At 46.3% G+C, this 24191-nt stretch carries 23 protein-coding genes; 13 read left to right on the top strand and 10 right to left on the bottom strand.

Features of this window, described 5'->3' with window-relative positions:
- Window positions 1-47 precede the first annotated feature (47 nt).
- From IMZ28_RS04025 to IMZ28_RS03965, 12 genes are read left to right on the top strand one after another with little or no spacing between them, the layout of a single operon-like run.
- Window positions 48-872 carry an ABC transporter substrate-binding protein gene (locus IMZ28_RS04025; RefSeq protein ID WP_197549464.1) on the top strand — a complete coding sequence of 275 codons (825 nt, stop codon included), beginning with the start codon at window positions 48-50 and terminating at the stop codon, window positions 870-872.
- Window positions 853-1551: an ATP-binding cassette domain-containing protein gene (locus IMZ28_RS04020; protein ID WP_197549463.1), complete on the top strand. Its 699-nt coding sequence runs from the start codon at window positions 853-855 to the stop codon at window positions 1549-1551. The genes IMZ28_RS04025 and IMZ28_RS04020 overlap by 20 nt, the downstream gene beginning before the upstream one ends.
- A complete protein-coding gene (locus IMZ28_RS04015) occupies window positions 1548-2492 on the top strand; it encodes a FecCD family ABC transporter permease (protein WP_197549462.1) in 945 nt (314 codons plus the stop codon). The genes IMZ28_RS04020 and IMZ28_RS04015 overlap by 4 nt, the downstream gene beginning before the upstream one ends.
- Window positions 2493-2544: 52 nt before the next feature.
- Window positions 2545-4287 carry a 5,6-dimethylbenzimidazole synthase gene (gene bluB, locus IMZ28_RS11110; RefSeq protein WP_332061165.1) on the top strand — a complete coding sequence of 581 codons (1743 nt, stop codon included), beginning with the start codon at window positions 2545-2547 and terminating at the stop codon, window positions 4285-4287.
- Window positions 4284-4778 (top strand): bifunctional adenosylcobinamide kinase/adenosylcobinamide-phosphate guanylyltransferase, encoded by a 495-nt coding sequence (locus tag IMZ28_RS04000; RefSeq protein WP_197549461.1) that lies wholly within the window; start codon window positions 4284-4286, stop codon window positions 4776-4778. Before bluB ends, IMZ28_RS04000 begins: the two co-directional genes overlap by 4 nt.
- Window positions 4778-6106, top strand: coding sequence for a cobyric acid synthase (locus IMZ28_RS03995; RefSeq protein ID WP_197549460.1), 1329 nt, complete (start codon window positions 4778-4780; stop codon window positions 6104-6106). Before IMZ28_RS04000 ends, IMZ28_RS03995 begins: the two co-directional genes overlap by 1 nt.
- The gene (gene cbiB / locus IMZ28_RS03990) at window positions 6096-7004 is read left to right on the top strand and encodes an adenosylcobinamide-phosphate synthase CbiB (RefSeq protein WP_197549459.1); all 909 of its coding nucleotides are present in this window, start codon (window positions 6096-6098) and stop codon (window positions 7002-7004) included. The genes IMZ28_RS03995 and cbiB overlap by 11 nt, the downstream gene beginning before the upstream one ends.
- Window positions 6995-7783 carry a phosphotransferase gene (locus IMZ28_RS03985; protein WP_197549458.1) on the top strand — a complete coding sequence of 263 codons (789 nt, stop codon included), beginning with the start codon at window positions 6995-6997 and terminating at the stop codon, window positions 7781-7783. The genes cbiB and IMZ28_RS03985 overlap by 10 nt, the downstream gene beginning before the upstream one ends.
- Window positions 7780-8796, top strand: coding sequence for an aminotransferase class I/II-fold pyridoxal phosphate-dependent enzyme (locus IMZ28_RS03980; protein ID WP_197549457.1), 1017 nt, complete (start codon window positions 7780-7782; stop codon window positions 8794-8796). The genes IMZ28_RS03985 and IMZ28_RS03980 overlap by 4 nt, the downstream gene beginning before the upstream one ends.
- A complete protein-coding gene (locus IMZ28_RS03975) occupies window positions 8778-9524 on the top strand; it encodes an adenosylcobinamide-GDP ribazoletransferase (protein WP_197549456.1) in 747 nt (248 codons plus the stop codon). The genes IMZ28_RS03980 and IMZ28_RS03975 overlap by 19 nt, the downstream gene beginning before the upstream one ends.
- Window positions 9515-10045, top strand: coding sequence for a histidine phosphatase family protein (locus IMZ28_RS03970; RefSeq protein WP_197549455.1), 531 nt, complete (start codon window positions 9515-9517; stop codon window positions 10043-10045). Before IMZ28_RS03975 ends, IMZ28_RS03970 begins: the two co-directional genes overlap by 10 nt.
- Window positions 10023-10448 carry a hypothetical protein gene (locus IMZ28_RS03965; protein WP_197549454.1) on the top strand — a complete coding sequence of 142 codons (426 nt, stop codon included), beginning with the start codon at window positions 10023-10025 and terminating at the stop codon, window positions 10446-10448. Before IMZ28_RS03970 ends, IMZ28_RS03965 begins: the two co-directional genes overlap by 23 nt.
- Before the next feature lie 39 nt (window positions 10449-10487).
- On the opposite strand, the gene IMZ28_RS03960 is transcribed toward IMZ28_RS03965, so the two are convergent.
- The 4 genes from IMZ28_RS03960 to IMZ28_RS03945 form a co-directional block, all read right to left on the bottom strand.
- Window positions 10488-11237: a polysaccharide biosynthesis/export family protein gene (locus IMZ28_RS03960; protein ID WP_197549453.1), complete on the bottom strand. Its 750-nt coding sequence runs from the start codon at window positions 11235-11237 to the stop codon at window positions 10488-10490.
- A gap of 55 nt (window positions 11238-11292) precedes the next feature.
- Entirely contained in the window at window positions 11293-12030 is a 738-nt protein-coding gene (locus tag IMZ28_RS03955; RefSeq protein ID WP_197549452.1) for a tyrosine-protein phosphatase, read from the bottom strand.
- On the bottom strand, window positions 12027-14318 hold the full coding sequence (locus tag IMZ28_RS03950; RefSeq protein WP_197549451.1) for a GumC family protein: 2292 nt from the start codon (window positions 14316-14318) through the stop codon (window positions 12027-12029). The genes IMZ28_RS03955 and IMZ28_RS03950 overlap by 4 nt, the downstream gene beginning before the upstream one ends.
- Window positions 14319-14452: 134 nt before the next feature.
- On the bottom strand, window positions 14453-15076 hold the full coding sequence (locus tag IMZ28_RS03945) for an outer membrane protein (protein WP_197549450.1): 624 nt from the start codon (window positions 15074-15076) through the stop codon (window positions 14453-14455).
- 394 nt (window positions 15077-15470) lie between these two features.
- On the opposite strand from IMZ28_RS03945, the gene IMZ28_RS03940 reads away from it, so the two are divergent.
- Window positions 15471-16721 (top strand): nucleotidyltransferase domain-containing protein, encoded by a 1251-nt coding sequence (locus IMZ28_RS03940; protein ID WP_197549449.1) that lies wholly within the window; start codon window positions 15471-15473, stop codon window positions 16719-16721.
- An 18-nt stretch (window positions 16722-16739) separates the two neighbouring features.
- Here IMZ28_RS03940 and IMZ28_RS03935 read toward each other — a convergent pair whose 3' ends face one another.
- The 6 genes from IMZ28_RS03935 to IMZ28_RS03910 form a co-directional block, all read right to left on the bottom strand.
- Window positions 16740-17960, bottom strand: a complete 1221-nt coding sequence (locus tag IMZ28_RS03935) for a glycosyltransferase family 4 protein (protein WP_197549448.1) — start codon at window positions 17958-17960, stop codon at window positions 16740-16742.
- Entirely contained in the window at window positions 17957-19198 is a 1242-nt protein-coding gene (locus IMZ28_RS03930; protein WP_197549447.1) for an alginate lyase family protein, read from the bottom strand. The genes IMZ28_RS03935 and IMZ28_RS03930 overlap by 4 nt, the downstream gene beginning before the upstream one ends.
- Before the next feature lie 314 nt (window positions 19199-19512).
- Window positions 19513-21648 carry a bi-domain-containing oxidoreductase gene (locus tag IMZ28_RS03925; RefSeq protein ID WP_197549446.1) on the bottom strand — a complete coding sequence of 712 codons (2136 nt, stop codon included), beginning with the start codon at window positions 21646-21648 and terminating at the stop codon, window positions 19513-19515.
- Window positions 21645-22427 (bottom strand): AglZ/HisF2 family acetamidino modification protein, encoded by a 783-nt coding sequence (locus IMZ28_RS03920; protein ID WP_197549445.1) that lies wholly within the window; start codon window positions 22425-22427, stop codon window positions 21645-21647. Before IMZ28_RS03920 ends, IMZ28_RS03925 begins: the two co-directional genes overlap by 4 nt.
- Window positions 22427-23041 carry an imidazole glycerol phosphate synthase subunit HisH gene (gene hisH / locus IMZ28_RS03915; protein WP_197549444.1) on the bottom strand — a complete coding sequence of 205 codons (615 nt, stop codon included), beginning with the start codon at window positions 23039-23041 and terminating at the stop codon, window positions 22427-22429. Before hisH ends, IMZ28_RS03920 begins: the two co-directional genes overlap by 1 nt.
- Complete coding sequence (locus IMZ28_RS03910) at window positions 23038-24177, bottom strand: N-acetyl sugar amidotransferase (RefSeq protein ID WP_197549443.1); 1140 nt, start codon at window positions 24175-24177, stop codon at window positions 23038-23040. Before IMZ28_RS03910 ends, hisH begins: the two co-directional genes overlap by 4 nt.
- Between the last annotated feature and the right edge of the window lie 14 nt (window positions 24178-24191).

Genomic DNA, 24191 nt, shown 5'->3' with positions numbered 1-24191 from the left:
TCAAATTACAGGGGCAGGTCTTATACCTTCCTTTTAAAGGGGTACATATGAAATTTTGGATGGTGTTACTTTCACTTGCTTTTTCTGCCTTCGCGCAGGAGCGCATTGTTACCCTCTCACCTGCCATCAACGAGATCGTCTATGCCCTTGGAGCGGGCAATCAGGTCGTGGGCAACACCACTTACGCCACCTACCCGGAGGCTTCCGGGAGTGTTCCTAAAGTAGGCGGCTATTTCTCCCCTGATCTTGAAAAGATCATTGCACTCAGACCGACACTGGTCATCATGCAGCAGAACAATGCAAAACTGGCCCAAAAACTGCAAAAGCTCGGCATCAGGACCCGGATCATCCGAATCGACAGACTGCCGCATATCACAGAAGCTGTTTTAGCGCTTGGAAGAGTACTGCAAAAGGAGGAGAGAGCCAACAACATTGTAGCCGATATCGACCGTGCGCTGAAAGAGACCAAGGGTATCGTTTCGGACAGAAAGATACTGATTGTCATAGGGCATAACACACAACTGGTCAAGCAGATCTTTGTCGCAGGACAGAATCTTTACCTTGATGACATCATCAATGCTTCGGGCAATACCAATGCCCTGCACTCAAACCGCAAAGGACAGCCCATACTCAACCGGGAAAACATCATTGCTGCCAACCCCGACATTGTTATTCTGCTTGCACACGGGATGAAAGCACGGGGAGTGACAAAGCAAGAGCTTATCGATCCATGGCTGAAACTGCCTGTTACCGCAGCCCGGAACAGAGACATTTACATCATTGACAAGGAGTACGCGGGCATTCCCAGTGACCGTCTTGTACTTTTTCTCAATGATTTCAAAGCGATCCTCCATGCCGCTGCAGATCAGTAACTATACCGACGCCATCCTCAGCGGGATCTCTTTCTCATTGGAAAAAGGGAAACACCTTGTCATTCTTGGTGCCAACGGGGTAGGAAAGAGCACCCTTGCCAAAGTCCTTTGCGGACTTATACCTTCCGAAGCAGTACGTGTTGACGATATCATTCCCTCCAAAGTCTATGGAGAGAAACGAGCCGGGATCATCAACTATATCCCTCCCAAACTGGAGATCTACGATAGCTATCTTCCGGTAGAGGATTTCCTGGCACTTTCGCATTTTAACCGAAACCTGACCATCGATGCGGTACTGGAGCGTGTAGGCATTGCACACCTTAAAGGCAAACCGTGCAGACTGCTCAGCTCAGGGGAATCACAACTGCTTCTGACCGCTTCCGCCCTCCTGCACGGGGCAGACTATACGATCTTCGACGAACCTACTGCCAACCTCGACCCTGTCCGTATGCGCTTGCTTTTTGCACTGCTCAAAGAGGAGAGAACCCTGCCAAGCAAGCTCATCATTACCCACAACCTCGATCTGGCCTACCGTTTGGGATTTGATATTCTCTATCTGCATGAGGGAGAGGTGGCATTTCACGGCAGAAGCAGTGAGTTCTTTGAACAGTCGCATCTTGACCGGCTCTATGACGGTGCCGTTCGGAACATCGGCACACATGTGGTGACAGCACTATGAAAAAAATACTTTTTTTAAGCTCGCTCCTGCTGCTGATATCCGCACCTTTTTTCGGACAGATCGACCTCCCTCTGAATAAACTTGCCGATGGTGCGAGTATGGAGCATCAGGTCTTTTTCGAGATACGCCTTCCCCGTGTACTGCTGGCCTTTTTTGCAGGAGGGATCCTCTCACTCGGCGGGCTCATCTTTCAAGTGGTCTTCCGCAATCCCATGAGTACCCCCTTCACACTGGGGGTTGCCTCTGGCGCAACACTCTTTACCGCCATCGCCATCATACTCGGCCTGGGCACGTTCAGCCCCTTCTTTGCTTTTGCCGGTGCGATGCTGACGGTCATTATCCTCTTTGCCATTGCCGCAAGGTTTAAAGGCTATGATCCCAACACCCTGCTGCTGGTGGGTATTGCCCTTTCATTCTTCTATGCCGCTGCACTGATGGTTATGTACTATATCTCCTCGCTTCAGGAGAGTTACGAGATCATGCGTTTTACGATGGGGAGTCTGGACACAGTCGGTTTTAAAGAGATTCTCACGCTTGTTTTCACATCCCTCGTTCTGCTGCCGGGCATCTATCGGTACCGCCATACACTCAAACTGCTGCTTGTCTCTTATGAGTTCGCTTACCTCAAAGGGATCAATGTCAAAAAGAGCAGCTATATGCTGCTTTTCCTCGTTTCGTTCGCCGTAGGGGTTGCAGTGAGCATAACCGGTCCTATCGGATTTGTAGGGCTCATCATTCCCCATATTGTCAAAGAGCTCTACCGTCAGAGTGCCGACACGCTTATTTTGCAGGTATTTTTCTACGGTGGTCTCTTTCTGGTGCTCTCCGATCTCATAGCGCGTAATCTCGGTACGGCATCAGATATCCCCATTGGTGTGGTGACCTCCTTTATCGGGGCACCCTTCTTTATCTATCTTTTGCTTGCAAGAAGGTCCTCATGACGGCCTTGCAGTTCCAACAGCTCAGCCTGTACTATCAAAATAAAGGAAGGTCATGAAACGTTTCTCTTTCCAGGATGCCCGAACGCTCGAAGCAGTCATCAGGGCCAGACGTGATGTCAGAGGCAATCTCTTTACCAGCGAAGCGGTCAGCCGCGAAGAGATCGACACCATCCTTGAAGCTGCCATGCATGCGCCGTCGGTAGGTTATTCACAGCCATGGAAATTTGTCGTCATCCGAGACAGCAAGATCCGGGATGCCGTCTATGAGAACTTTAAACGAACCTACAAAAAGAGTAAAAAAAAGTTCAAACACCGCCCTTTGTACAAAAAACTGAAACTTGAAGCACTGAAAGAGACTTCTGTGCATATTGCTGTTTTCTACCACCACCAGGGAGGAAGTATCCTCGGACAGACATCCCAGCCGGACACCGGACGCTACAGTGTCGCAGCTGCCATACAGAATATGTGGCTGATGGCACGTGCCATGAATATCGGTATCGGCTGGGTCAGCATCCTCAGTCCCGGAAAAGTACGCAGACTGCTCGGACTGGGAGAAGCCTATGAGCTTGTCGGCTACCTCTGTGTCGGCAAGGTCAAAAGATTTCTCAATGAACCGGAACTCAAGACCAAAAAGTGGCAGGAAGCGAAAAAAAAGAGACAAACCGTTCTGCACATAGAGAGCTCCGGACAAAGAGGATCGCACAGTGCCATTGAGGTCATTACAGGAGACAAAAGCTCTCTTCAGCCCCTCATAGACAAAAAAGCCACCTTTATGCTCGCTCTGAGCAATACCGCAACAGCGAAGATCAAAGGCATCTCCCAGGCAGGACTGCCGGGACTGATGCACCTGACCCCCACGCTCGATGCAGAGTTTCTCTCACGCGGAAAACTCAAAAGCCTCAAAAAACTGCCTGAAACCCAAAAAGGTATCCCCACCCCTGCTCTTATCAGCCGGGCAGTCCATCTGCTGCACCCCTTCGGACGCATAGAAGCACTCGATCTTGGGCTCAAAACCCCTCCCAGGTTCAAAGGCAGACTGCACCGCTTTGGCATTGCTCCAAGCAAAAGCATCGCCAAAGGCGCGGGTATCGATGCCAAAGCGGTCTTTGAAAAGGGCTATGCCTTCGGAGAGAGCTACCGACTTCGGGATGACTACCTCATTCTCGGTGAATCCGTCCCCTCCGGTACCACTACCGCCGCGACAGCGGCACTGGCTTTGGGCTACGATGCCAAAGCGCTTTTCTCTTCAAGCTTCAAAGAGGTACCCGACACCATACGGGAGAAGACCATTACCAAAGCGCTTACCAATGCAAAAGGCAGCACCGATATCTTTGATATCCTGGGCTCTGTATCTGACAACATGCTCCTCTTCAATGCCGGATTTATACTGGGTGTCAACGGACGTTTCCCTGTTATACTTGCAGGCGGTACCCAGATGGCAGCCGTACTGCTTGTAGCCAACTCCGTCATAAAAGCGCTGCGAAACAACAGATACCGGCACTCTGTACCCCATATGCAGCATGCCTCATTCGGGCATATCATGCTTTGCACCACCAAATGGGTAGCCAAAGACAGGAACTCTGACATCAAAGCCCTGCTGGAGATGCTGGAGTTCCCTGTCAACGCCTACTATGCGGACTTTGACTTCTCATTGAGCCATCATCCTGCCTTGAAGCTGTATGACAAGGGTGAGGCCAAGGAGGGTGTTGGAGCCGGCGGAGCTTTGATGTACGGGTTCCTGAACGGATTAACACACGAAGAGATCACCCGGCAGACAGAGGGGTTCCTGGTATGAAAGTTCTCTATTACGGCGGTCAGAAATCCGGTAAAAGCCGGGTAGCTGAGCAAAAAGCACTTGCGCTTGCAGGCAGTCGAAAACCCTGCTACATCGCTACCTACGACAACAGCTATGGCGACAGTGAAATGGCTGAGCGTATCACAAAACACCAGCTGCAGAGAAAGGAGTCTTTTACGACCATCGAAGAGAGCGTCAGGCTTGACGAGGTCATCAAAGGTGACGGTACCTACCTCATCGACTGCATGAGTATGTGGATACTCAATACACTCCATGAGAGCGAAGAGACGATATCTGCCCGGATAAATGCTTTGGCAAAGCTGGAGGCGAACATTGTTTTTGTACTTAACGATGTGGGCTCCGGGGTGATCCCCATGGATGCACAGAGCCGAAAATATGTAGACAGATCGGGCACTACAGGACAGAGGCTGGCAGCGCTCTGCGACGAGGTCTACGAGGTAAAACTTGGACTGGAGAGAAGGTTAAAATAATGCATAACATCTCTATTTTCGGCACCTCCAGCGATGCGGGTAAAAGTACCGTTACATGGCTTGTCGGGCGGCTGCTGCAGGAAGCCGGCTGCAGCGTTGCCCCCTTCAAGGCCCAAAATGTCTCCAACAACGCTCATGTAGCAGATGACGGCAGCGAAATTGCCATAGCACAGTACTTTCAGGCAAAAGCGCTCAGCGTACCCACCTCCTGGCACAACAACCCCGTACTGCTCAAATCGGGACGCGGTTCATCTGCCTCGCTCATTGTTGGCGGCAAAACGGCAGCCTCCAAAGATGTCAGAGAGTACTACCGCGATCTTGATACGCTCAAACCCATTGTCCAGGAGGCATTTGAGTACCTGGATGCGCGTTACGATGTGGTCATTGCAGAAGGTGCGGGCAGTCCGGTAGAGCTGAACCTGATGGACAAGGATCTCTCCAATATCTTCATCGCAACCCGCTTCAATACCCGTATCATTCTTGTAGCAGACATCGAAAAAGGCGGGGTTTTTGCTTCTGTTTACGGCGTTTACCACCTGCTTCCGGAACAACTCAGAGAGAATGTCGCCGGGGTTATCATCAACAAGTTCAGAGGTGATCTGAGCCTCTTTGACAAAGGCATAGAGATCATCGAAAATGAATTCGGCATCCCTGTACTGGGTGTACTTCCCTACACTCCTTTCAACCTTGGGTTCGAGGACTCGCAAAGCCTGATGAACTATACACAGGAGTGCAGCAGAGCCCTGCGGCGCATTGCCGTCATCGCCTACCCTGCGATGAGTAACTACACCGACTTTGAACCACTGCTGGCCAATCCCGATATCTGCCTGGAGTTCATCAGAACCAATGTGGATCTCTCAGGATTTGAATGTATCATCCTGCCCGGCTCCAAGCTTGTGATGCAGGATCTGACATGGCTTAAAGAGAGAGGTCTCTTCGCCCAGCTTCAACAACACTACAGGGAGGGCAGGATCAACCTTGTCGGAATCTGCGGCGGCTACCAGATGATGTTCGAGCGCATCGTGGATGAGCACTGCATAGAGGTGCAAAAGCCTGCTTCCGCGGCAGCGCTCGGCTTCATAGAGGGAGAGATACACTTCCAAAAAGAGAAGATACTGAAGCGGAACGGAGAAAAGTATGAGATACACCATGGTACTTCTGCCGCCTACCCTTCCGAATACAGGAACGGTAAAGTCTACGGTACCTTTTCACACGGACTTTTTGCAGATGCGTGGTTTAAGCACTACGAGAGAGAGACCATTGAGAGGTTTGTAAAAAAGATGAAGAGGCATCTGGATGCAGAGAGGATCATACAAAGTGTACGCTGAAACCGCTCTCATCGCCTACCTTGTTGACCGCACCGTCGGCGAATTCCGCTTTGTCCGCCATCCGGTCGTGCTGATGGGTGACTACATCAAATGGTTTGAAAAACACTTTTATAAAGAGAGTGTCATCCGGGGTGCATGGCTTGGCATATCTCTCATTTCAATAGTCGCGGCAATCTCCTATCTTCTCCAATCCCTTCTCCTCTCTCTTGGCAGCCACTACCCGACACTCATCACTTCGATCCTTATGGGCACAATAGGATCGACCTCCATCGCCTCCAAAATGCTCTTCGATTCTGTCAAGGGCGTCATTGACGACCCTCAGAGCATCCGCTATCTTGTCAGCCGAGATACAGGATCTCTCAACCGTTCCGATATCAACAAAGCGGCCATTGAAACCTATGCCGAAAATCTCTCGGACGGTGTCGTTGCGCCACTCTTCTACCTGCTGCTCTTTGGACTGCCCGGTGCATTTGTCTATAAGGCCGTCAACACCCTCGACTCTATGGTGGGGTACAGAAATGAGAGGTATGAGAGGTTCGGCAAATTTGCTGCAAGGCTCGATGATGCGGCAAACTACATACCTGCCCGCATTACGGCTGTTATGATCACAGTATTGGGCGGTGCGTTGGCAGAGGCACCCGGCCTCCTCTTTAAAGTATTCCGCCAGGGAAGAGATCACGACAGTCCGAATGCAGGATACCCGATCTCGGCTATGGCCTTCTCTCTGGGCATACGGGTGGGAGGAGCCGCCTCCTATTTTGGAAAAATAAGACCCAAACCCTGTTTTGGAGAGGGGAGAGAGACCATCACGACTGAAGATATCCGCCATGCACTCTCCTTTCAACAACGATTCGATATCTTTTTTATTCTACTCTTAGGAGCGCTCATATGGGTATAAGAACCTCCATAACACACGCTGAACTGCCCAAGAGATACCGGCGTTACCGGCTCATTCCCACCGAGAACGGCGTGATGGCGACCGTCTATCTTTTGGACGATCTCTATGTGCTGAAACTTTTTGAAAAAGAGACGCCTCTATCGATGATAGAGAATGAGACCGATCTGCTTTCAGGCATCAGCGGTCTGCCTCTTCCCAGGGTAGTAGAGAGGTTTCTCCTCAAAGGCCGCCAGGCTATTGTCTACACACAGATAGCCGGAGAGAGCATAGATAAGCCGACTCTCCGGCATATCAGTCAGATCGCTCTTTTTCTCAAAGCATTTCATGCACAAAGCCAAAACATCAAGATATCCTGCACCAAGAGGTTTCAGAGGCAAGAGCTTGAAGCGCTGATCGCAGAGACCGGGTACCCTCTCCTGCTTCAGCACTTCAAAGAGAGTGACCTGGTCCTGAAAAAAGATGGGATCATCCACGGAGACCTCTTCCCTGACAACTGCAAGTTCACAGAGGGCAGACTGAGCGGTGTCTATGATCTCTCCGATATATGCCTGGGGGATTTCCATTTCGATCTGGCAGTTGTCGCTGCAGGCTGGTGTTTTGAAGGAGCATCGCTTAACGAAGAGAAGACAGAGACGCTTTTGGAATACTACGGCTCCGGAATGGATGCGTTTGCATTCAGAGCCTACATCAGGTATGCACTGCTCTATTATGCCGCTGTACGATATGCCGGAGGGCGTGACTATCGTATCCTGTTAAAGAGACTGGAGCGTATGATATGAGAGAGAACGGACACGGAGGAGATATCTACCGGTTCGCACAGGAGAATGGATGCAGGGTAGATGAAGTCATCGACCTCTCCTCCAATATCAATTTCATCAAACCGGAGCTCGATATCGATTTCAACAGTATCGATACGGCACCCTATCCCGACTACAGCGCACTGCAGAGTGACATTGCGGCGCTTTACGGTGTGGATGTTTCCAATATCGAACTTTTCAACGGTGCGACTTCAGCCATCTATGCGCTTTACAGACTGCTCGGTCTGAAACATACCACCCTCTATGCGCCACTCTACCTGGAGTACCAGAAAGCTGCAAAGGCCCATGGATATGCCATCGATCACATTCACCGCTTCGAAGATCTCTATGCAGAGGTCCGGCCCAGGTCACTGGTAGTCTTCGTCAACCCTTCTACTCCGGACGGAAGCTGCTACCTCCTGAAGGAACTCATGGAGCGCTGGAGGGAGAAGGAGTGTACCGTTCTGATAGATGAGTCGTTCCTGGACTTTGCTGCTGCCGGCTCTGCGCTTTCCCATCTGAAAAGCTGCAGACGGCTCTATGTTCTCAAGTCCATGACAAAGTTCTACGCTGCCGCAGGTATCCGTATAGGCGCGCTTATCTCCTCAGCAGAAAATATAGAGGAGATCCACCGCAGAGAACCCCTCTGGAAGCTCTCACGGTTTGACAGCCTCTATCTGCAGTCGGCACTCAGGGACAGCACATTTGCACAGAGGTCACAAAGCGCAAACGAAGCGCACAGGGAGTACCTGGTCCGTATGCTGGAAGCGCATCCTGCCATAGAGAAAGTATTTCCCTCCTGTGCCAACTTTGTTATGGTAAAATTGAGGCAGATGAGTGCAGCGGCCTTCCAGTCAAAGCTTACCCCGTACAGGATCATGGTGCGCGACTGTTCGAACTTCGAATTTCTCGATGAGCGCTATCTGAGGATAGCAGTCAAAGATATGCAGGCACTGCTGAGACTGAAGGAGGCCTTGTGCGAAATCTCTATTTAGGTTTAAAATTTGCTTTCTCCTACTTTTCCATACTGCCTGTACGGTTTAAAAGCAGTGATGACCTGGCTTCAAAGGAGGTACTGGGGGCGATGCTTCTCTTCTTCCCGCTTGTGGGCATCGTCCTGGGTCTTCTGACCGTCGGACTCTTTCATCTGCTTGAAACACTCGGATGGTACGGGACTGTACTCTCTGCCGCAGCCTATATGGTCTTTTACGGCTTTATACACACCGAAGCGGTCATCGATGTAGCAGATGCCCTCTATGCCTCCCATTCCGGAAAAGATGCCTATGAGGTCATCAAAGATCCTGCCGCAGGGGCGATGGGAGTGCTCTGGGGCATCACTGTTGTACTGCTCAAGGGCTCCGGTACTGTTTTTTTGCTGATGCACCATCTTTTTGCCGAGTTCATTGCCATACTGACGGTCAGCCGCATGGCGCTCCTGGTGCTTTTTTACACGCAGAGATTCAGATCTTCATTTCTGACACAGCTCAAGCATGCCCTCACCTCTGCCTATCTATGGTCTGCACTTATACTCTTTACACTGGCCGGTCTCCTGACAGCAGGCATGCACTTTATTGTTCTGCTTTTCATGGGGCTTCTGCTCTCTTATCTCACAGCTGCCGCCATAAAGCGGAAACTCGGTTTTATCAACGGTGATGTCATTGGCACAACGCTGGAGAGTACGGAGACAGTACTTTTTGCTGCAGGAGCCCTGCTGTGGCTCTGACCCTTCTGCGCCATGCTGCGCTGCACCCAAGAGACCAGGGACGGTATAACGGATGGACCGACCTCTCCATCGAGCCCTCCCTTTTTAAAAAAGAGAAGATCTCTCTGCTGCAGAGACAGAAGTTCGATCTTGTCTACAGTTCCGATCTGGTACGCTGTACACAGACACTTGAGCTGATGGGCATAAAGGAGTACTCCATTGAGAAGAGGCTTCGAGAAGTGCGCTTCAAAGCCCATATAGAGGGAAAGAGTTTCGATGAGATCTGCCGTCTTCAGGACTATGATGCTTCACTTTTAAAAGAGGAGGAGAGATGGCACGCCTATGTCTGTGCTGAGAGTGCATCTGCTTTTGAACGGCGTATCAGGCATTTTATGGCAGAATTGCCTCACGATAAAGAGATACTCATCTGTTCCCATGCCGGAACACTGCAAAAAATACTCTATCTGCTTGGTCTTTCAAAAGCAAAGATAGACTATCTCGAATTTATAAGGATCGAACGTGGGTTACAGCAGCTGGTTTAGACAACATGGAGAGAAGCATCGGAAGATCATGGAGAAGCTTACGCATATGAGTGATGAAGAGGTCATAGCGTATTTCCGTTTTGAAAATATGGTCATACACGAACCGGACTTCTGTCCTCTCTACAAAGAGAACCGGAAATGCCATGAGACAGATCTGCTCAACTGCTATCTCTGCGCCTGTCCCAACTTCAGGTTCGACGACTCGGGCTTCAGGGAAAGAGAGGGCAAAACGCTCTACAGCTACTGCAGTATCGATTCAGAGGATGGAAGTGTATTTGAAAGCAAAGAGGCGCTGCATCAGAACTGTTCGGCCTGCACGGTCCCTCATCATGAAGCCTACATCAGAAAACATTTTAAGAGAGACTGGTTTGCCATCATGAAGAGGGTCCCTCCCAAATCCTGATCGGGGGAGAGCCACCCGGCTCTCCCCGTCACGTACGCATCAGTTGTCCAGGTACTTCAGTGTCACAAACGGCGAAGCGACCTTGCTGATCGTCTCGAACGGTGCCGTGAAGTTGTCCGATGCGATCTTAAACTCTTTCCAGTTGTTTGGCTGCACATAGACAATGTCATTGGGTCTGAGCATCAGACTGGCATAGGTCATCGTGTCAAAGTGTGTCAGGTCCACACGTCTGATATGCATACCGTGCGTATCGTTGGAGAGAATGATCACATTGTCCCGTACAGCAGAGTCTGTCAGGTCTCCCGCATGTGCCAGGGCCTCAAAGAGCGTCATCTTCTCTTTGTCCAGTTCTATCACACCCGGCTTCCTGACCTCTCCGAGTACCAAAATACGTTTATTGAGCACTTCCAGGTAGACCGAAGGGGTGTTCAGGTACTTTTTGTAGCGCTTTGTGATCCTGTCCGCAGCCTGTGTCTGGCTCAAGCCTGCTACTTTTACCTTTCCGATAAGAGGAAGTGTGATGTTCCCTGCCGTATCTACAAGTATCCCTTTACTGGTCATTCTCTGTCCAAGTTCACCTGCGCTTACCATGTTTTCCTGATTCGGGTCTTTGTAGAGTACAACCGCCAGTCTGTCCTGCGGCAGAATACGGTACTCTATGCTCCTATCGGTGACTTTGTGGTTTTCGACCGCATGTTCTGTCTGCAGCAGTCTGTAGTCAGAGTCGCTTCCGCACCCTGCGAGCAAAAAAGCCAAAAGAACCGCTGCTATACTTTTTCCCGTCAACATATTCCAACTCCTTGTTTTTGTTTTTTTATGATATCACAAATCAAATGAATTCTTATCAGAGGGTATCATTTTTGATCGTATTATGTTCAAAGATCTTGCGGTAGGCTTCAGAATGAAAGACCTCATGGAGTGTATCAACATGCTTTTGATGGTGTACGTCCGAACCAAGAAAGTCTATCATCCCCGCTTCGCTCAGATAGTTCGCCAGATACTTTGCACTCTTGCCGTAGTGTCCGCCAAAGGAGTTCAGGTTTACCTGAAAATGTACCCCCAGCTCTTTAAAGCGCCGGTACTCCTTTTCGGGTTCTCTGATGTAGCGGCAGCGTTCCGGATGCGCCATCATCGGCTCATACCCTGCTTCTCCGATGGCAAAGATCATCTCCTCCATTTGAAGCGGTTTGGAGATATAGGAGCTTTCAAAAAGCACATACTTCCCCGCTATCGTCAGTATCTGCTCTTTTTTCATCTCGTCATAGAAGTGCTCATCGAGGTAGTACTCTGCTGCTGCCTCGATATGCAGGGCAATGCCCTCTTTGGCAGCTGCACTTCTCAAGGCTTCAAGCCCGGTGAGTATACTCTCGGCGCTGTTGGGGTAACTGTCGGACATGATGTGGGGTGTGGTAATGACCTTTTCATAGCCAAGCGCCTCAAGCCCGCGCAGCAGCTTCAGGCTCTCCTCCATACTTTGGGAGCCGTCATCGATGCCGGGTATCAGGTGCGAATGGATGTCCACCCGAAGTTGGGGCCCGCACCTGCTCTTCTTTTTCCCTTTTCTGAAAAAGGAGAAGATCATTTACTCTCTTCCTCATAGTAACCGTACCCATAGCCATAACCGTATCCGTACCCGTGTTTGTCGATCTTCACATCATTGAGCAGTATGCCCAGACCGTGTATCTCTCTCAGGACAGAGAGTTCATTGATGCTCTGTACAAACCCTTTTTTCGAATACCCGGTACGCAGTATATAGATGCTGGTATCTGCCATATGCATCAGGGTCCTCGCATCGGTGACCAGCCCTATGGGCGGTGTATCGAGTATGATCACATCGTAGGCTTCGCGCAGTTTTTCAATGACCTTCTCCATCAGTTCACTCTGAATGAGTTCACTCGGGTTTGGCGGTACGGGACCTGATGTAATGACATCGAGGTTCTCATATTCTGTCTTCTGTATGACACTTCCAAGGGTAGTACTGCCTGAAAGCAGCGTGCTCATTCCCTGCTGGTTGGAGAGGCCGAACTTCTCATGCAGTGTCGGTTTACGCATATCGAGATTCAGGACGATCGCCTTTTTGTTGGCGATGCTCATGATCGCCGCGAGGTTGACACAGACGGTCGTCTTCCCTTCGCCGCTGATGGTCGATGTTACGGCGATGACATGGGAGCGGTCCTTGCGTACCATGAACTGCAGGTTGGTACGCAGGTTCCTGAACGACTCGGCAACAGCTGATTTGGGCGAGATGAGTACTTTGAGCTTGTTATTGTCCTCTTTCATATGCGGGATGAACCCCAGAATCGGCGCTTTCGTCAGATGCTTGATATCCTCTTCGGTCTTGATCCTGTCATCCAGGAAGTTTCTCAGGAAGGCAAGGGCGATCCCCGCTACCAGCCCCAAGATCAGTCCGACAAGCACAATAAGCTTGCGCTTTGGCTTGACCGGTTTTTCCGGGAGCAGTGCCGTATCGATGATCCTGTTCCTGCTGACGGTAGAGGCTTTGATGATCGCCGTTTCCGAACGTTTCTCCAGCAGGTAGGAGTAGATCTTCTCATTGACGGCAAACTTGCGCTGCAGCTGCCCGTACATTCTCTCATCCGCGGGGAGTACATTCAGGCTCTTCTGGTACTTGGCAATGGACTTTTCAAGCAGCTGCTTCTTCTCATTCATACTGCTTCTGAGGTTATCGATCGTCTCGATGATGTTCTTTTTCAGATAGGCGATCTGCTTGCGCAGCTTGATCACACCCGGGTACATCTCCGTATAGTCCTCACGAAGGATCTTCTTCTTCAAGATCGCCTCCTGGAGTGCCTTGACCTGCTCGGCCAGTGCAGCATTCCCGCTGCCTATGCCTACCACAGAGAGTGATTCGAGGTGTTTCCCTTTTTTGATCTTTTTGTAGAGGCTGTTGAGCAGTTCACTCTCCATGGAGATCTCCTCAAGCTTCGCTTCCGCCTCGCTCATCTGCCGGATGATGATCTCCGCCTTGGAGCTGAGACTAACGGTATTGGTGCCTTTCTTGAACTCTTCTATCTTCACTGCGGAGCTTTTGAGGTTCTCCGTGATCTTCTTGAGCTGTTTGTCAATGAAGTCGAGTTTGCGTGTCGCCTCTTTGGTCTTCTTCTCTATACTCTGCTGTATATAGGCCTCGGCCAGTGCATTGGTATACTCCTGTGCACGCAGAGGTACATTGTCCTCATAGGAGATCTTCAGTATCGTGGAGAACTTGGAGGTCTGTGTCACCCCAACCTTTCCCACCGGCAGGTTCTCTTCGTAGACAACAAAGTGGTAGGATTCATCTGTAAGCGGAGCATTGCGCACGACATTGAGGTGAAAGTGTTCGGTGACGATCTCTTTTCCGTACGGCAGGACCTTGTCGTATCTCCACTCCCTCCCCTTCTCATCTTCGGCTCCCTCTACAACAAGGCGGTAGCTTTTCTCATCGACGCCGTAAAGGGTGAAAGGCACCTCAAACCCCTTCAGCATCCCTACCTGGAACGGGGAGGCTTTATAGAGTTCTATCTCTCTAAAGTTACGTGTCGTAAAGTAGCGGTGGCTGAAGTCGACCTTCTCCAGCGCTTTTTTGGCAAGAAAGCGGGACTTGATAATCTCGATCTCCGTATCGGGGGTCATCACACCCGGATCCATCGCCATACTCAAAATGTCATTGCTGCCGTATCCGCGCTTCTGCAGTCCCACTTCTACAGTAGAGGATGCCTGATAAACATTAGGTTTAAAGTAGGCGATATATGCACTGGCAGCACCAAAGAGCAGGACAAAGAAGAGGATCATCACTTTATAGCGGTATATGGTACGAAAGAGCTCTTTGATGTCTATCTCATCTTCGTCGATAGGATGTTCATTACTCATAAATATAAATACCCTTATATGTTCAGTTTAGTGTTATAAAAAGTTTAGATTGTTATTGTATGTTAACACGGTTTTAGACAAAAACTGCTCCAAGAGCAGGTTCATCCCCCCAGGCAGGCTTTAGCCTTCTATGCCTAGAAGCTGTATGTCACACCGACAGTAACGGCATCCGCATCCGCCTTGGATGCCCCGTCGTAGAAACCGTCCATATCGTTTCCGAGAGAAGTATAGTCAGTAAAGAGAGAGAGGTCTTCCATAATCAGATAACTCATGCCGACCCCCCATTGGAACCCGGTATCGTCCACATCTATATTGATGCCGTTCACACCATTCAGAGTCACATTCCCAAAGCCAAGGAGCGCATAGATACTGAACGACTCATCGAGAGGATACTGCGGTTTGACAAAAAGGCTCCAGCCCTCCATCTCTACACGGTCCTCCTGGGAAACTGAAGTCGTATATCTGCCTTCCAGTGCCATATAGGTGTTGAAGTTGTACCCTGCCTGCAGCGTAACATTCCCCAGCCTGTCCTGCCCATCCTGGCCGCTGAAAAGATCCATTGAAACAGAAGCGTCACGTGCGCTGAGCGCACTCAAAGCAAGTCCGGCATAAAAGCCGCTCTCATCTGCAGGCTCATCTATGACTACAGGTAAAGCCACTGCAGGCTCTACCTCTTTACTGTTTAGCATATCTCCGCCGGCAACTGCAAAACTGCTCCACGCTGCTACTGCCAATGCAGCAAATACTCTCTTTTTCATTCCTCATCCTTTTTTAAAGATTTAATAGTTGATTATATCTTTATCTCTCTTAAGGACCAAGAAATAGACACCGTTTTTTAAATGCCAAACAACCCTTTCTACAAAAGCACCTTCATATATAACTGATACGGAGCATCCCACCATCACCATCACTCCCCACCATCACTATCACTACCAACTAGCAACTATCACTACCACTATCCACTACCACTATCCACTATCACTCACCGCTATCACTACCAACTATCACTACCAACTATCACTTCCCTTTATCACTCTCTACCATCACCATCACTACCAACTACCAACTATCAACTGTCACTACCACTATCACTATCCACTATCCACTATCCACTATCCACTATCACTAATCACTATACTGCTATAATACCCTATGCCAAATAATACAAAGCCTTCTATCAACCAACAACTAAAAAAACTCAACATTGCCCCAACAGGAAATGCCCTTGGGGTGCACTCGGAACTGATCTTCAACGAGATCAAGTTTCTCATCGCCTGCTGCCAGACAGATCCCTCAGAAGAAGACACAGAGTTCATCCTTTCTTACCTCTCCACACCATCACTATCACTATCCACTATCACTTCCATGGCATCCCGCCATGGCATTCTACCATTGGTCTACAAAACCATCAAAAACCTATCGCAAAGCGATTCTCTCAACGCTCAACGCTCAACGCTCAACACTTTTCTCTCTGAGCTTAAGCCATACTATATGTCAATAGTTCAAAGAAATATGTTAATGACAAGCGAACTTATTAAAATTATGGATTTACTCAGAAAGAATTCCATCGAAGCCCTTGCCTTCAAAGGCCCTGCACTGGCACAGATGGTGTATGAAGATATTACACTGCGGCAGTATAGCGATCTAGATGTACTCACAAGAAAAGAAAATATATACAAAATCGATTCCCTTCTAAAAGCCTATGGGTATAAACGCTTATTAACACTCACACCTATTCAAGAGAAAGTCTGGATCAAATACGCACACGATATGGGGTTCATTCACAAACAAAAAGGTGTACATTTTGAAATGCACTGGTCATTTTTGGATGAAGACTATCCTATGCAGGTAAACCTTGAAAATTTTTGGAAAGAGACCCAAACAGTGAAACTAAACGGTCATGATATCTCTACTTTTTCAAATGAAAACTTACTCTATTACCTCTGTATACACGGTTCAAAGCATCTTTGGGAACGGGTAGAATGGATCAAAGATATCGATCTGCTGATACGGAAACATAAGGTCAACTGGGAGATTATCATTCAAAAGGCAAAAGAAAACAATTTTGAGAAAATGGTCTATCTTGGACTTTCACTAAGTGTCTTTTTGTTTCATACACCATTACCAAAAAGTATCCATAATGAGATCGTACAGTATCCGCAGGTCGAACCACTTTCAGAATTTGTTCTGCAAAGCTGGAAAACTCCAAAAAGTACTTTTGCCAAAACTGCTGCCATGCTCAAACTTTTTCCCGGCACAAAAGAGCAAATAAAATACTTACACAAGGTCATACTTAAACCCTCATTCAATGAATACTGGCATATCGATCTTCCCAAAGAGTTTTCTTGGGCCTATTATCTTGTCAGACCCTATCTGCTGATCAAAAAATATTTCATTACTTAAAAAGTAACTGACCGCTAGTTACCAATCTCTAATCACCTGCAAAATAACATTGAGCATTTTCTCTGCCAATCTTTTTCTATCAAAATCCTGAGCTAGCATCTCACAGCCTTTTTCTAACTTTTTATATCTTTTTTTATCACGTAGCTCTGTCAGTTTTTTAATAAAATCTTCTTCATTCTCTGGTTCAAAACAAATTCCTGCATCATATTTTTCTATAATCTCCTGTGCCTGTCCTTCTACACCCAGCAATGTCGGTTTTTGCATAGCAGAAGCTTCAAATATTTTAGAAGGGATAACTGTCTTGAAATTATCTTCTTTTTTCAATGGTGCAAGAGAAACATCTACAATTGAGAGATACTTTGGCACTTCTTCTTTGGAAACCGGTGCCAAAAAGGTAATATTGTTTAGTTTGAGTTCTTTTACCAAATCCACTATCATACTTTTCATTGCTCCATCTCCTATAAAAAGAAAATGAATATTCTCATCTTTGATGTTTGCGATAGACCGAACAATGAAATCCAAACTGTGAGCCATTCCATGTGTCCCGATATACCCGACAATAAATTTATCTTCCAATTCCAACTCTTTCAGTAATGAAATATCTTTATCTCTTGGAGAAAACATTTCCATATTTGAACCATTTGTAACTACTTCTATTTTGTAAGCATCTATGCCACGGTTTATGAGATTGGTTTTAAAAGCATCTGTTACAGGCACGACTTTATCAGCATCCCGGTAAAGTCCGAGTTCTATTTTCTCCAAAATATCAATGATTTTTCCCTGTTCCATTGCTCCAACAGTTTTAATGGACTCAGGCCAGAGATCACGTAATTCAAATATCCATGGTTTTCTTTGTATCTTAGAAAGAGCCCAGGCTGTCCATGTAGTAAAGAACTGTGGTGAGGTAGCAACTATGACATCATATTTTTGAAAAAGTCCGACCCAAAATGCCATAAACGCAAAACTAACATAGTCAAAGACTCTTTTTGCAAATCCGCTGTTGGAAGTAATGTAACTCCAGACACGTATCACTTCTATACCATCCATATTTTCTTTTTGATACAGTCTATTCTTATATCTATCATAAACTTTCCCATGAGGGAAATTAGGTGCACATGTAATGACAGTTACTTCTACTCCTTTTTTTATCCATTCCTGGCAATGTTCATATGTTCTTGTTGCAGGCGCATTCACTTCTGGTGGAAAGTTGTCGGTTATAAATAATATTTTATTGTTCATAGTCGTATCTCTATCTCCAACTCTTTTTCAAATTCTATCTCAACTACTTTAGCATCAACAAGCTTGTTGAACTCAGGAGCGTATTTATAATTTTGAATTTTGAATTTTGAATTTTGAATTCGTTCATGTATCATCTCTTCCGTTACACTGGGATGAAAATGAAGCCTGACAACCGCTTTTACGGGTTTGTTCAGGGTATCTTTTATAACGATCTTATCCTCTTCAAACTGCCACTCTCTCGTATGGATTATGCCAAACTTCTTCTGGTAGCCGTCATGACTTGCAACGATCCTATTGTCACTCTCTTGTTCTATAGTAACGTAAGCACGATCAGCCACTCTAAAGCCGGCCCAGACTTCACTACTGTTGCTGTCCAGAATCTCAACGGTATTATGTGCAGATGTAGCACGTTCTTCTGTTCGTCTTGCATTGGTTTCATAAGTTGAGAGTCCGGTATCAACAATCAACGGCTTACCATTTATCTGTAATTCAAAATTAAATGTATCAGCGTGAGCATGCCCTGGAATATAGTCTGGACCGATGGGACCAACATCGATGGTCATTTCATAATTTTGCTTTGTTATCTTTCGGTAACCACTTTCGTTTAGTTGAGGGTTGACGGTTGATGGTTGATGGTCAATACCAAGTAATTTTGCATAATAATTAAGTTGTTCTGTAGTGGGAGCGATATCGTAAGTACTGTCATTAAACAACGGGATCTCCCCATTTTCAAAGGTTATGGCGTTCAGCCATCCCAACATTTTCACAGCTTTAGCCACCAAAAACTCTATCAACAATCGACTATCAACCATCCACTGATTGTTCTGAAGAAGGTTCAAACAATCCAAAACTCTAAACAGTATGATCTGATGATACATAGGGCTTAGTTCGAAATGTGCTCCGTCATCGAGTATTTGTTCTTCCAATTCCGCAAGTAATATCTCTTTGGCTTTTACGTAAAATTTTTTATCCTGAAAGTAGTAGGCAGCAAAAAACAGAGAAAAACCATTTTCAAGTAGATGGTTCCCCAGAAGATGGTACTCTAGATTATCCAACAGTATCATATACTGGGCATAAAGACTGTCGTCTATCTTTTGATCCCGGATGTTATGCTGGGTAAGGAACTTTATCCAATTAATACCACGAAGTGAGATGGGGAAGGGTTCCAGTCCATCTTTGACCAAAGTAGATTGATCTATAAACTCATAGATCAGTGCTACACCTCTCTCTTTGTTCATATCATCTTGCTGCAAATAGTCAAAATATGTAAGATTATAAGTCCAAAGTTTCCCATACTCCGAAAAATTCCAGTCTATATTATGTTCAAAAGTATGAGAAAGATTTAAAAAAGTAAACCTTTTCTCCTCAATCGAACTATAGCTTGGTATTGATTGTTCCATTATCAATGCTGCCGAATTCGCAGGTATTGCCAACGGGTACTGAAATCCTCTAAAATTTCTCCATCGTCTTCGTGTGAAATAATACAATCTATAAAAAACCTGAATACTCTTTAGGTATTTAACGGTATTAAAGAGTCTTATAAACTTTTTCATTAAACTTGTTCTACATTCCCTCTTCTAATCGATTCCAAGATCTTAAATGTCGTCTTCGTCGTATTATAGATGCTCTCAAATGGTATCGCCGGTCTCCCATTCTGTACAGATTCTTTAAAGGCTTTGAACTCTCCCATGAAACCTTTGTCTTGATTAGCACTTTTAATCTTCTCTTTCTTTCCGCCACTGTAGATGATGAGTTCTCTGAAGTCTGTCATCTGCATGCTCACTCCATTGCAAAAAGCCTCTATATGCTCTTTGGGCATAGAGGTATCGCCATAGGCATAGTAGGAAATGATCGCGGTGCTTCCATTTGCATATTTCAACGTGATGTTGACGTTGTCCTCATCAGGGATAGACTGGTCATCTTTTTGTACCGTTGCGGCATACACAGACACCACTTCGGAATCTACAAGGTAAGAGCAGGTATCGATGAAGTGACACACTTCACCGATGATGCGCCCACCGCCGATGGTCCTGTCCTGTATCCAGATATCTTTAGGAATGATCCCGGCATTAACACGGTAGTTAATGGAGGCCGGTCCGTTAAGTTTGACTTTCATCTTCTCTACCATTGGTGAGAAACGTCGGTTAAAGCCCACCTGCAAGATGGATTTTCCGTTATATGCTTCTTTAATGGCTTCAAGCTCCTCTTCATAGATGCAGAGTGGTTTCTCTACAAAACAATGTTTTTGGTTCTCCATAGCTTTGATGACTTTTAGGGCGTGGTCATTGTGTTGTGTTGTCACAAAGACAGAGTTGATCTCAGTGTTTTTAAAGATCTCGTCACTGTCTGTCGTGATGTACTTAAAGTCATACTTCTTACCTGTCCCTTGGGCGCTAACTCCTGTAGCTGTACAAAGACCAACCAGTTCATAGCCACCGACTTTTTGCATATTCGGTAAGATGACAGATTTGGTAAAGTTCCCCGCACCGATAAGCCCAACATTGACTTTGTCAGCACTCACAGCCTTGTCACTGCGCTGAACGATCTTGTGTTCGTCGAGGTTGATGTCCTTTTTATACTTCAAGACAATACCGAGGTACTTCTCCTGTATCTTGCCTTCGAGCAGATCGTAAGCGGTCATGGCATCATCGAAGCCGTAACTATGGGTGATGAGCTCTTTAGGGGTGATCTTCCCCTCTTCTATGAGTCCCAAAAAGGCTTCAAAGTTACGCTGTTCTGTCCAGCGTACCAGGTCAAAGGGGTAATCATGTCCTTTCTCTTCATACTCAGGGTCATAACGTCCCGGTCCATAGGCCATAGACAAACGCAGGTCGATCTCTTTTTTGTAGTAGTCGTTACGAGGAATGTCCATTCCTACCATACCAAGGAACACGACTCTACCACGCATACGAGAGATCTCAGCTGCATCGATGACAGGTTGGTTAGATGATGTCGAAGCCGCGATGATGACTGCATCTACTCCATGTCCGTTAGAAAATTCATTGGCTTTGGCTATGAGATCTCCTGCATGACAAGTCTCGTCAGCACCCAATTTTTTAGCCAATGCTATCTTGTCTGGGTCAACATCAGAACCGATGACTTTACAGCCGTTGGCTTTAAGAAGCTGAACAGTAAGTTGTCCAAGCAGTCCAAGTCCTATAACCGCCACTCTCTCACCAAGTTTTGGTTCTGTCTGGCGCACACCTTGAAGTGCAATAGCCCCTACAGTGACAAACGAAGCATCGATGTCATCCACTTCGTCAGGTATTTTGACCATCAGGTTCTTAGGCACATAATTGATCTCAGCATGGTTTGCATACCCAGCACCACCACAAGCAACTCTGTCACCTACATTGAGTCCACTCATGTTAGAACCGACTTCTATCACTTGACCGGCAGCAGAGTACCCAAGAGGTATTGGTGTATCGAGTTTAGTAAACACTTTTTCAAGTGTGTTTTTAACACCCTCTTTTTTCATCTTGTCCACAACTTGTTTTACAAGGTCAGGTCTATCTTTAGCTTTTGCCAACATCGACTTCTTAGCAAAGTCCACCAACATCTTCTCTGTACCTGCACTCACTAGACTCACTGTTGTTTGCACCAAGGCACCATTTTCCTGGCAGATCGGAGCGGGGACATCAAAAAGTCCAAGTTCTCCTGTTTTAAAGCTTTGTATTAGTTGTTTCATTCTATTCCCTTGTAATTTTCATTTATTAGTTTTTCTTTTTCATCATGCTTCGGATAATTAATCAAAACAGCTTTATACTTCCCTTTAAACACAAACAAGCTTCCCGCAGCAACACTGATAATTCCATGCCGTTTTATTACCTGTCCCATATCATCCAACGAACCGGCTCCACCAAGTACGGTCATGGGTACTGTAACGATCTCTTTGACTTTGTCGATAATGTTAAAATCATAACCTTTCATTATGCCGTCATTATCTACAGAGTTTATTACAATCTCTCCAATACCTAACGCTTCCAACTCTTTAGTAAATTTCACCGGGTCAATCCCTGTTTTCCTTGTTGCGTTATGAGTCACAACTTCATATCCGCCAAACATCTTCTTTTTAACATCGAGGACTACAACAACACTTTGTGTTCCTACTTTTTGTGCCAACTCTTTTACTATAGATGGATTATCGATTACTGCAGAGCTGATAGCTATCTTTTCCACACCAAGGCTAAATATCTTTTCAGCTTGCTCGGCAGTTTTTATCCCTCCTCCATAACACAAAGGCATCCTACACTCAACGGCAAGGTTTTCTATCATCTTATAGTCGGGTTCACACCCCTCTACTGTTGCGTCGATGTCCAAGACCATCAGTTCATCAACCTCTTTTTCATTAAATATCTTCACTGCATTGATAGGATCACCGACATATTTGCCCTCTTTAAACTTAATGGTTTTAACAAGCCCTTTATTGTGCACCAAAAGGCATGGAATGATTCTTGGATAAAGCATTAGAGTTCTCCAAAGTTTTTAAGTAATGTAATACCATTTTTATGGCTTTTCTCTGGATGCGGTTGAATCCCGTAAATATTGTCTTGATGCACCATGCTTGTAAATGTTTCACTGTAGCTTGCTGTGGCAGCGACTACATTCTCATTCTTACATTCTATAAAATACGAATGTAAAAAATAGAACCGTGCTTCTGTATCCAGATCCTTCAAAAGTGCATTATCTTTTACTATTTTAATACTGTTCCATCCCATATGAGGAAGCGGTGTTGTTTTTGTCAGTTTTGACTCATCAAACTTTCTAACATGAGCATCTATCCAACCTAACCCCTCGAGTTCTCCTTCGTCACTTGACTTTGCCAACATTTGAAGACCGACACAAATACCAAGAACAGGCAGTTTTTTGTCCAACACAAGTTTATCCAGTTTTTCCCTCATACCTGAACCATTAAGACTTTGCATCACATGGTCAAACGACCCGACTCCGGGTAAGATGATCTTGGTTGCATCTTCCAGATCATCTTCGGATTTTGCCACTTTAAAAGGGATATTCAAGTTTTTATAAATATTGGCAAATGCTTTAATATTTCCTACTCCATAGTCAACGATCGCTATCATCGCTTTCCTCCACGCTCCAGACCCAACATTCGCATTACTTTCGCACCTATATCATATATCGCCATCTGATTTCTATAATCTTTATAGGTTTTATTAGGTGCATCCATATAGCTTTGCAATTCATTGACAGTGATCCCCAGCTTGGTAGCGATATATTCGAAATCCTGATTAATGGTCTCTTCATCATAGGCAGGATTTTTCAACTTTACCAATGCTTCTTCTCTTGTCATCTGTCCGGTAACGATTAGGCTGGAGTACTGGACTTTTCTCGTGTCGTAGCCAAATTTTTTCGGCAGCCAGTACGATTCGTAAAATTTGGTAAACCGTGATTCAAAATGCTTTTGTGCGTAACGCTGATAACCAAAATTATCCACTAGAAACTGTGTTGCTTCTTCTTTATGGTAAGGCATATAGTCAAGCGGTCTTATGAGTTTGATCTTCTTGATATACGGCAGATATACTTTATGCCAAAGTATGTTTGTCACCGGAAAATTCTTTAATGGACGCGTACCAAATTTTTTATGTATGTCCCGCAGCTGAATGGAGTCTGACTGATAGTACATCCATTCCAAAGGGTTTCGGATGCATTCAGTAGAGTAGTTTCCACCCGTCAATATATATTTGACATCGTACTGCTCGGCAAACTTGTACATGGTAGCAAAAAAAGCATGGTCCTGAGGTGTGTCAGTGTTCGATACCCCTGCTTTAAAGTATGCTAACTGAAGATCTTTCATCTCTTCCCAATCTATCACTTCCGTATAAAGATCCAGGTCCAGCTTATCGACTATCCGTTCTATGTTATGTACGGCAGTGTCAGAGTTCCACCCCGCATCGACATGAAAGACCAATGGTCTTAAGCCCAATTTTTCTGTAGCCAGGTACACAAGGTAAGAGCTGTCTATTCCCCCACTCATCCCGATGATACAGTCAAAGTCTTTGCCTTCACCCTCTTTTTTAATGTTCTCGGCAATTTTTGTTATCTCTTTCCAACCCTCTTCATTCGGATGCCAATTTGGCTGGATCTCATGGTAAAACGTCTGGCAGTGATCGCACATTCCGTTCTCATCAAAAATTATTTTACTGTCGGTCGTATCCATTACACAGTTTGTACATATTTGGTATTTTCTTTCACTCATTTTCTCTCCCCATT

The organism is Sulfurovum indicum (assembly GCF_014931715.1).
Lineage (GTDB): Bacteria > Campylobacterota > Campylobacteria > Campylobacterales > Sulfurovaceae > Sulfurovum > Sulfurovum indicum.
The sequence above is the reverse complement of the archived record's forward strand: the minus strand, read 5'-3'. Positions and strand labels throughout refer to the sequence as shown.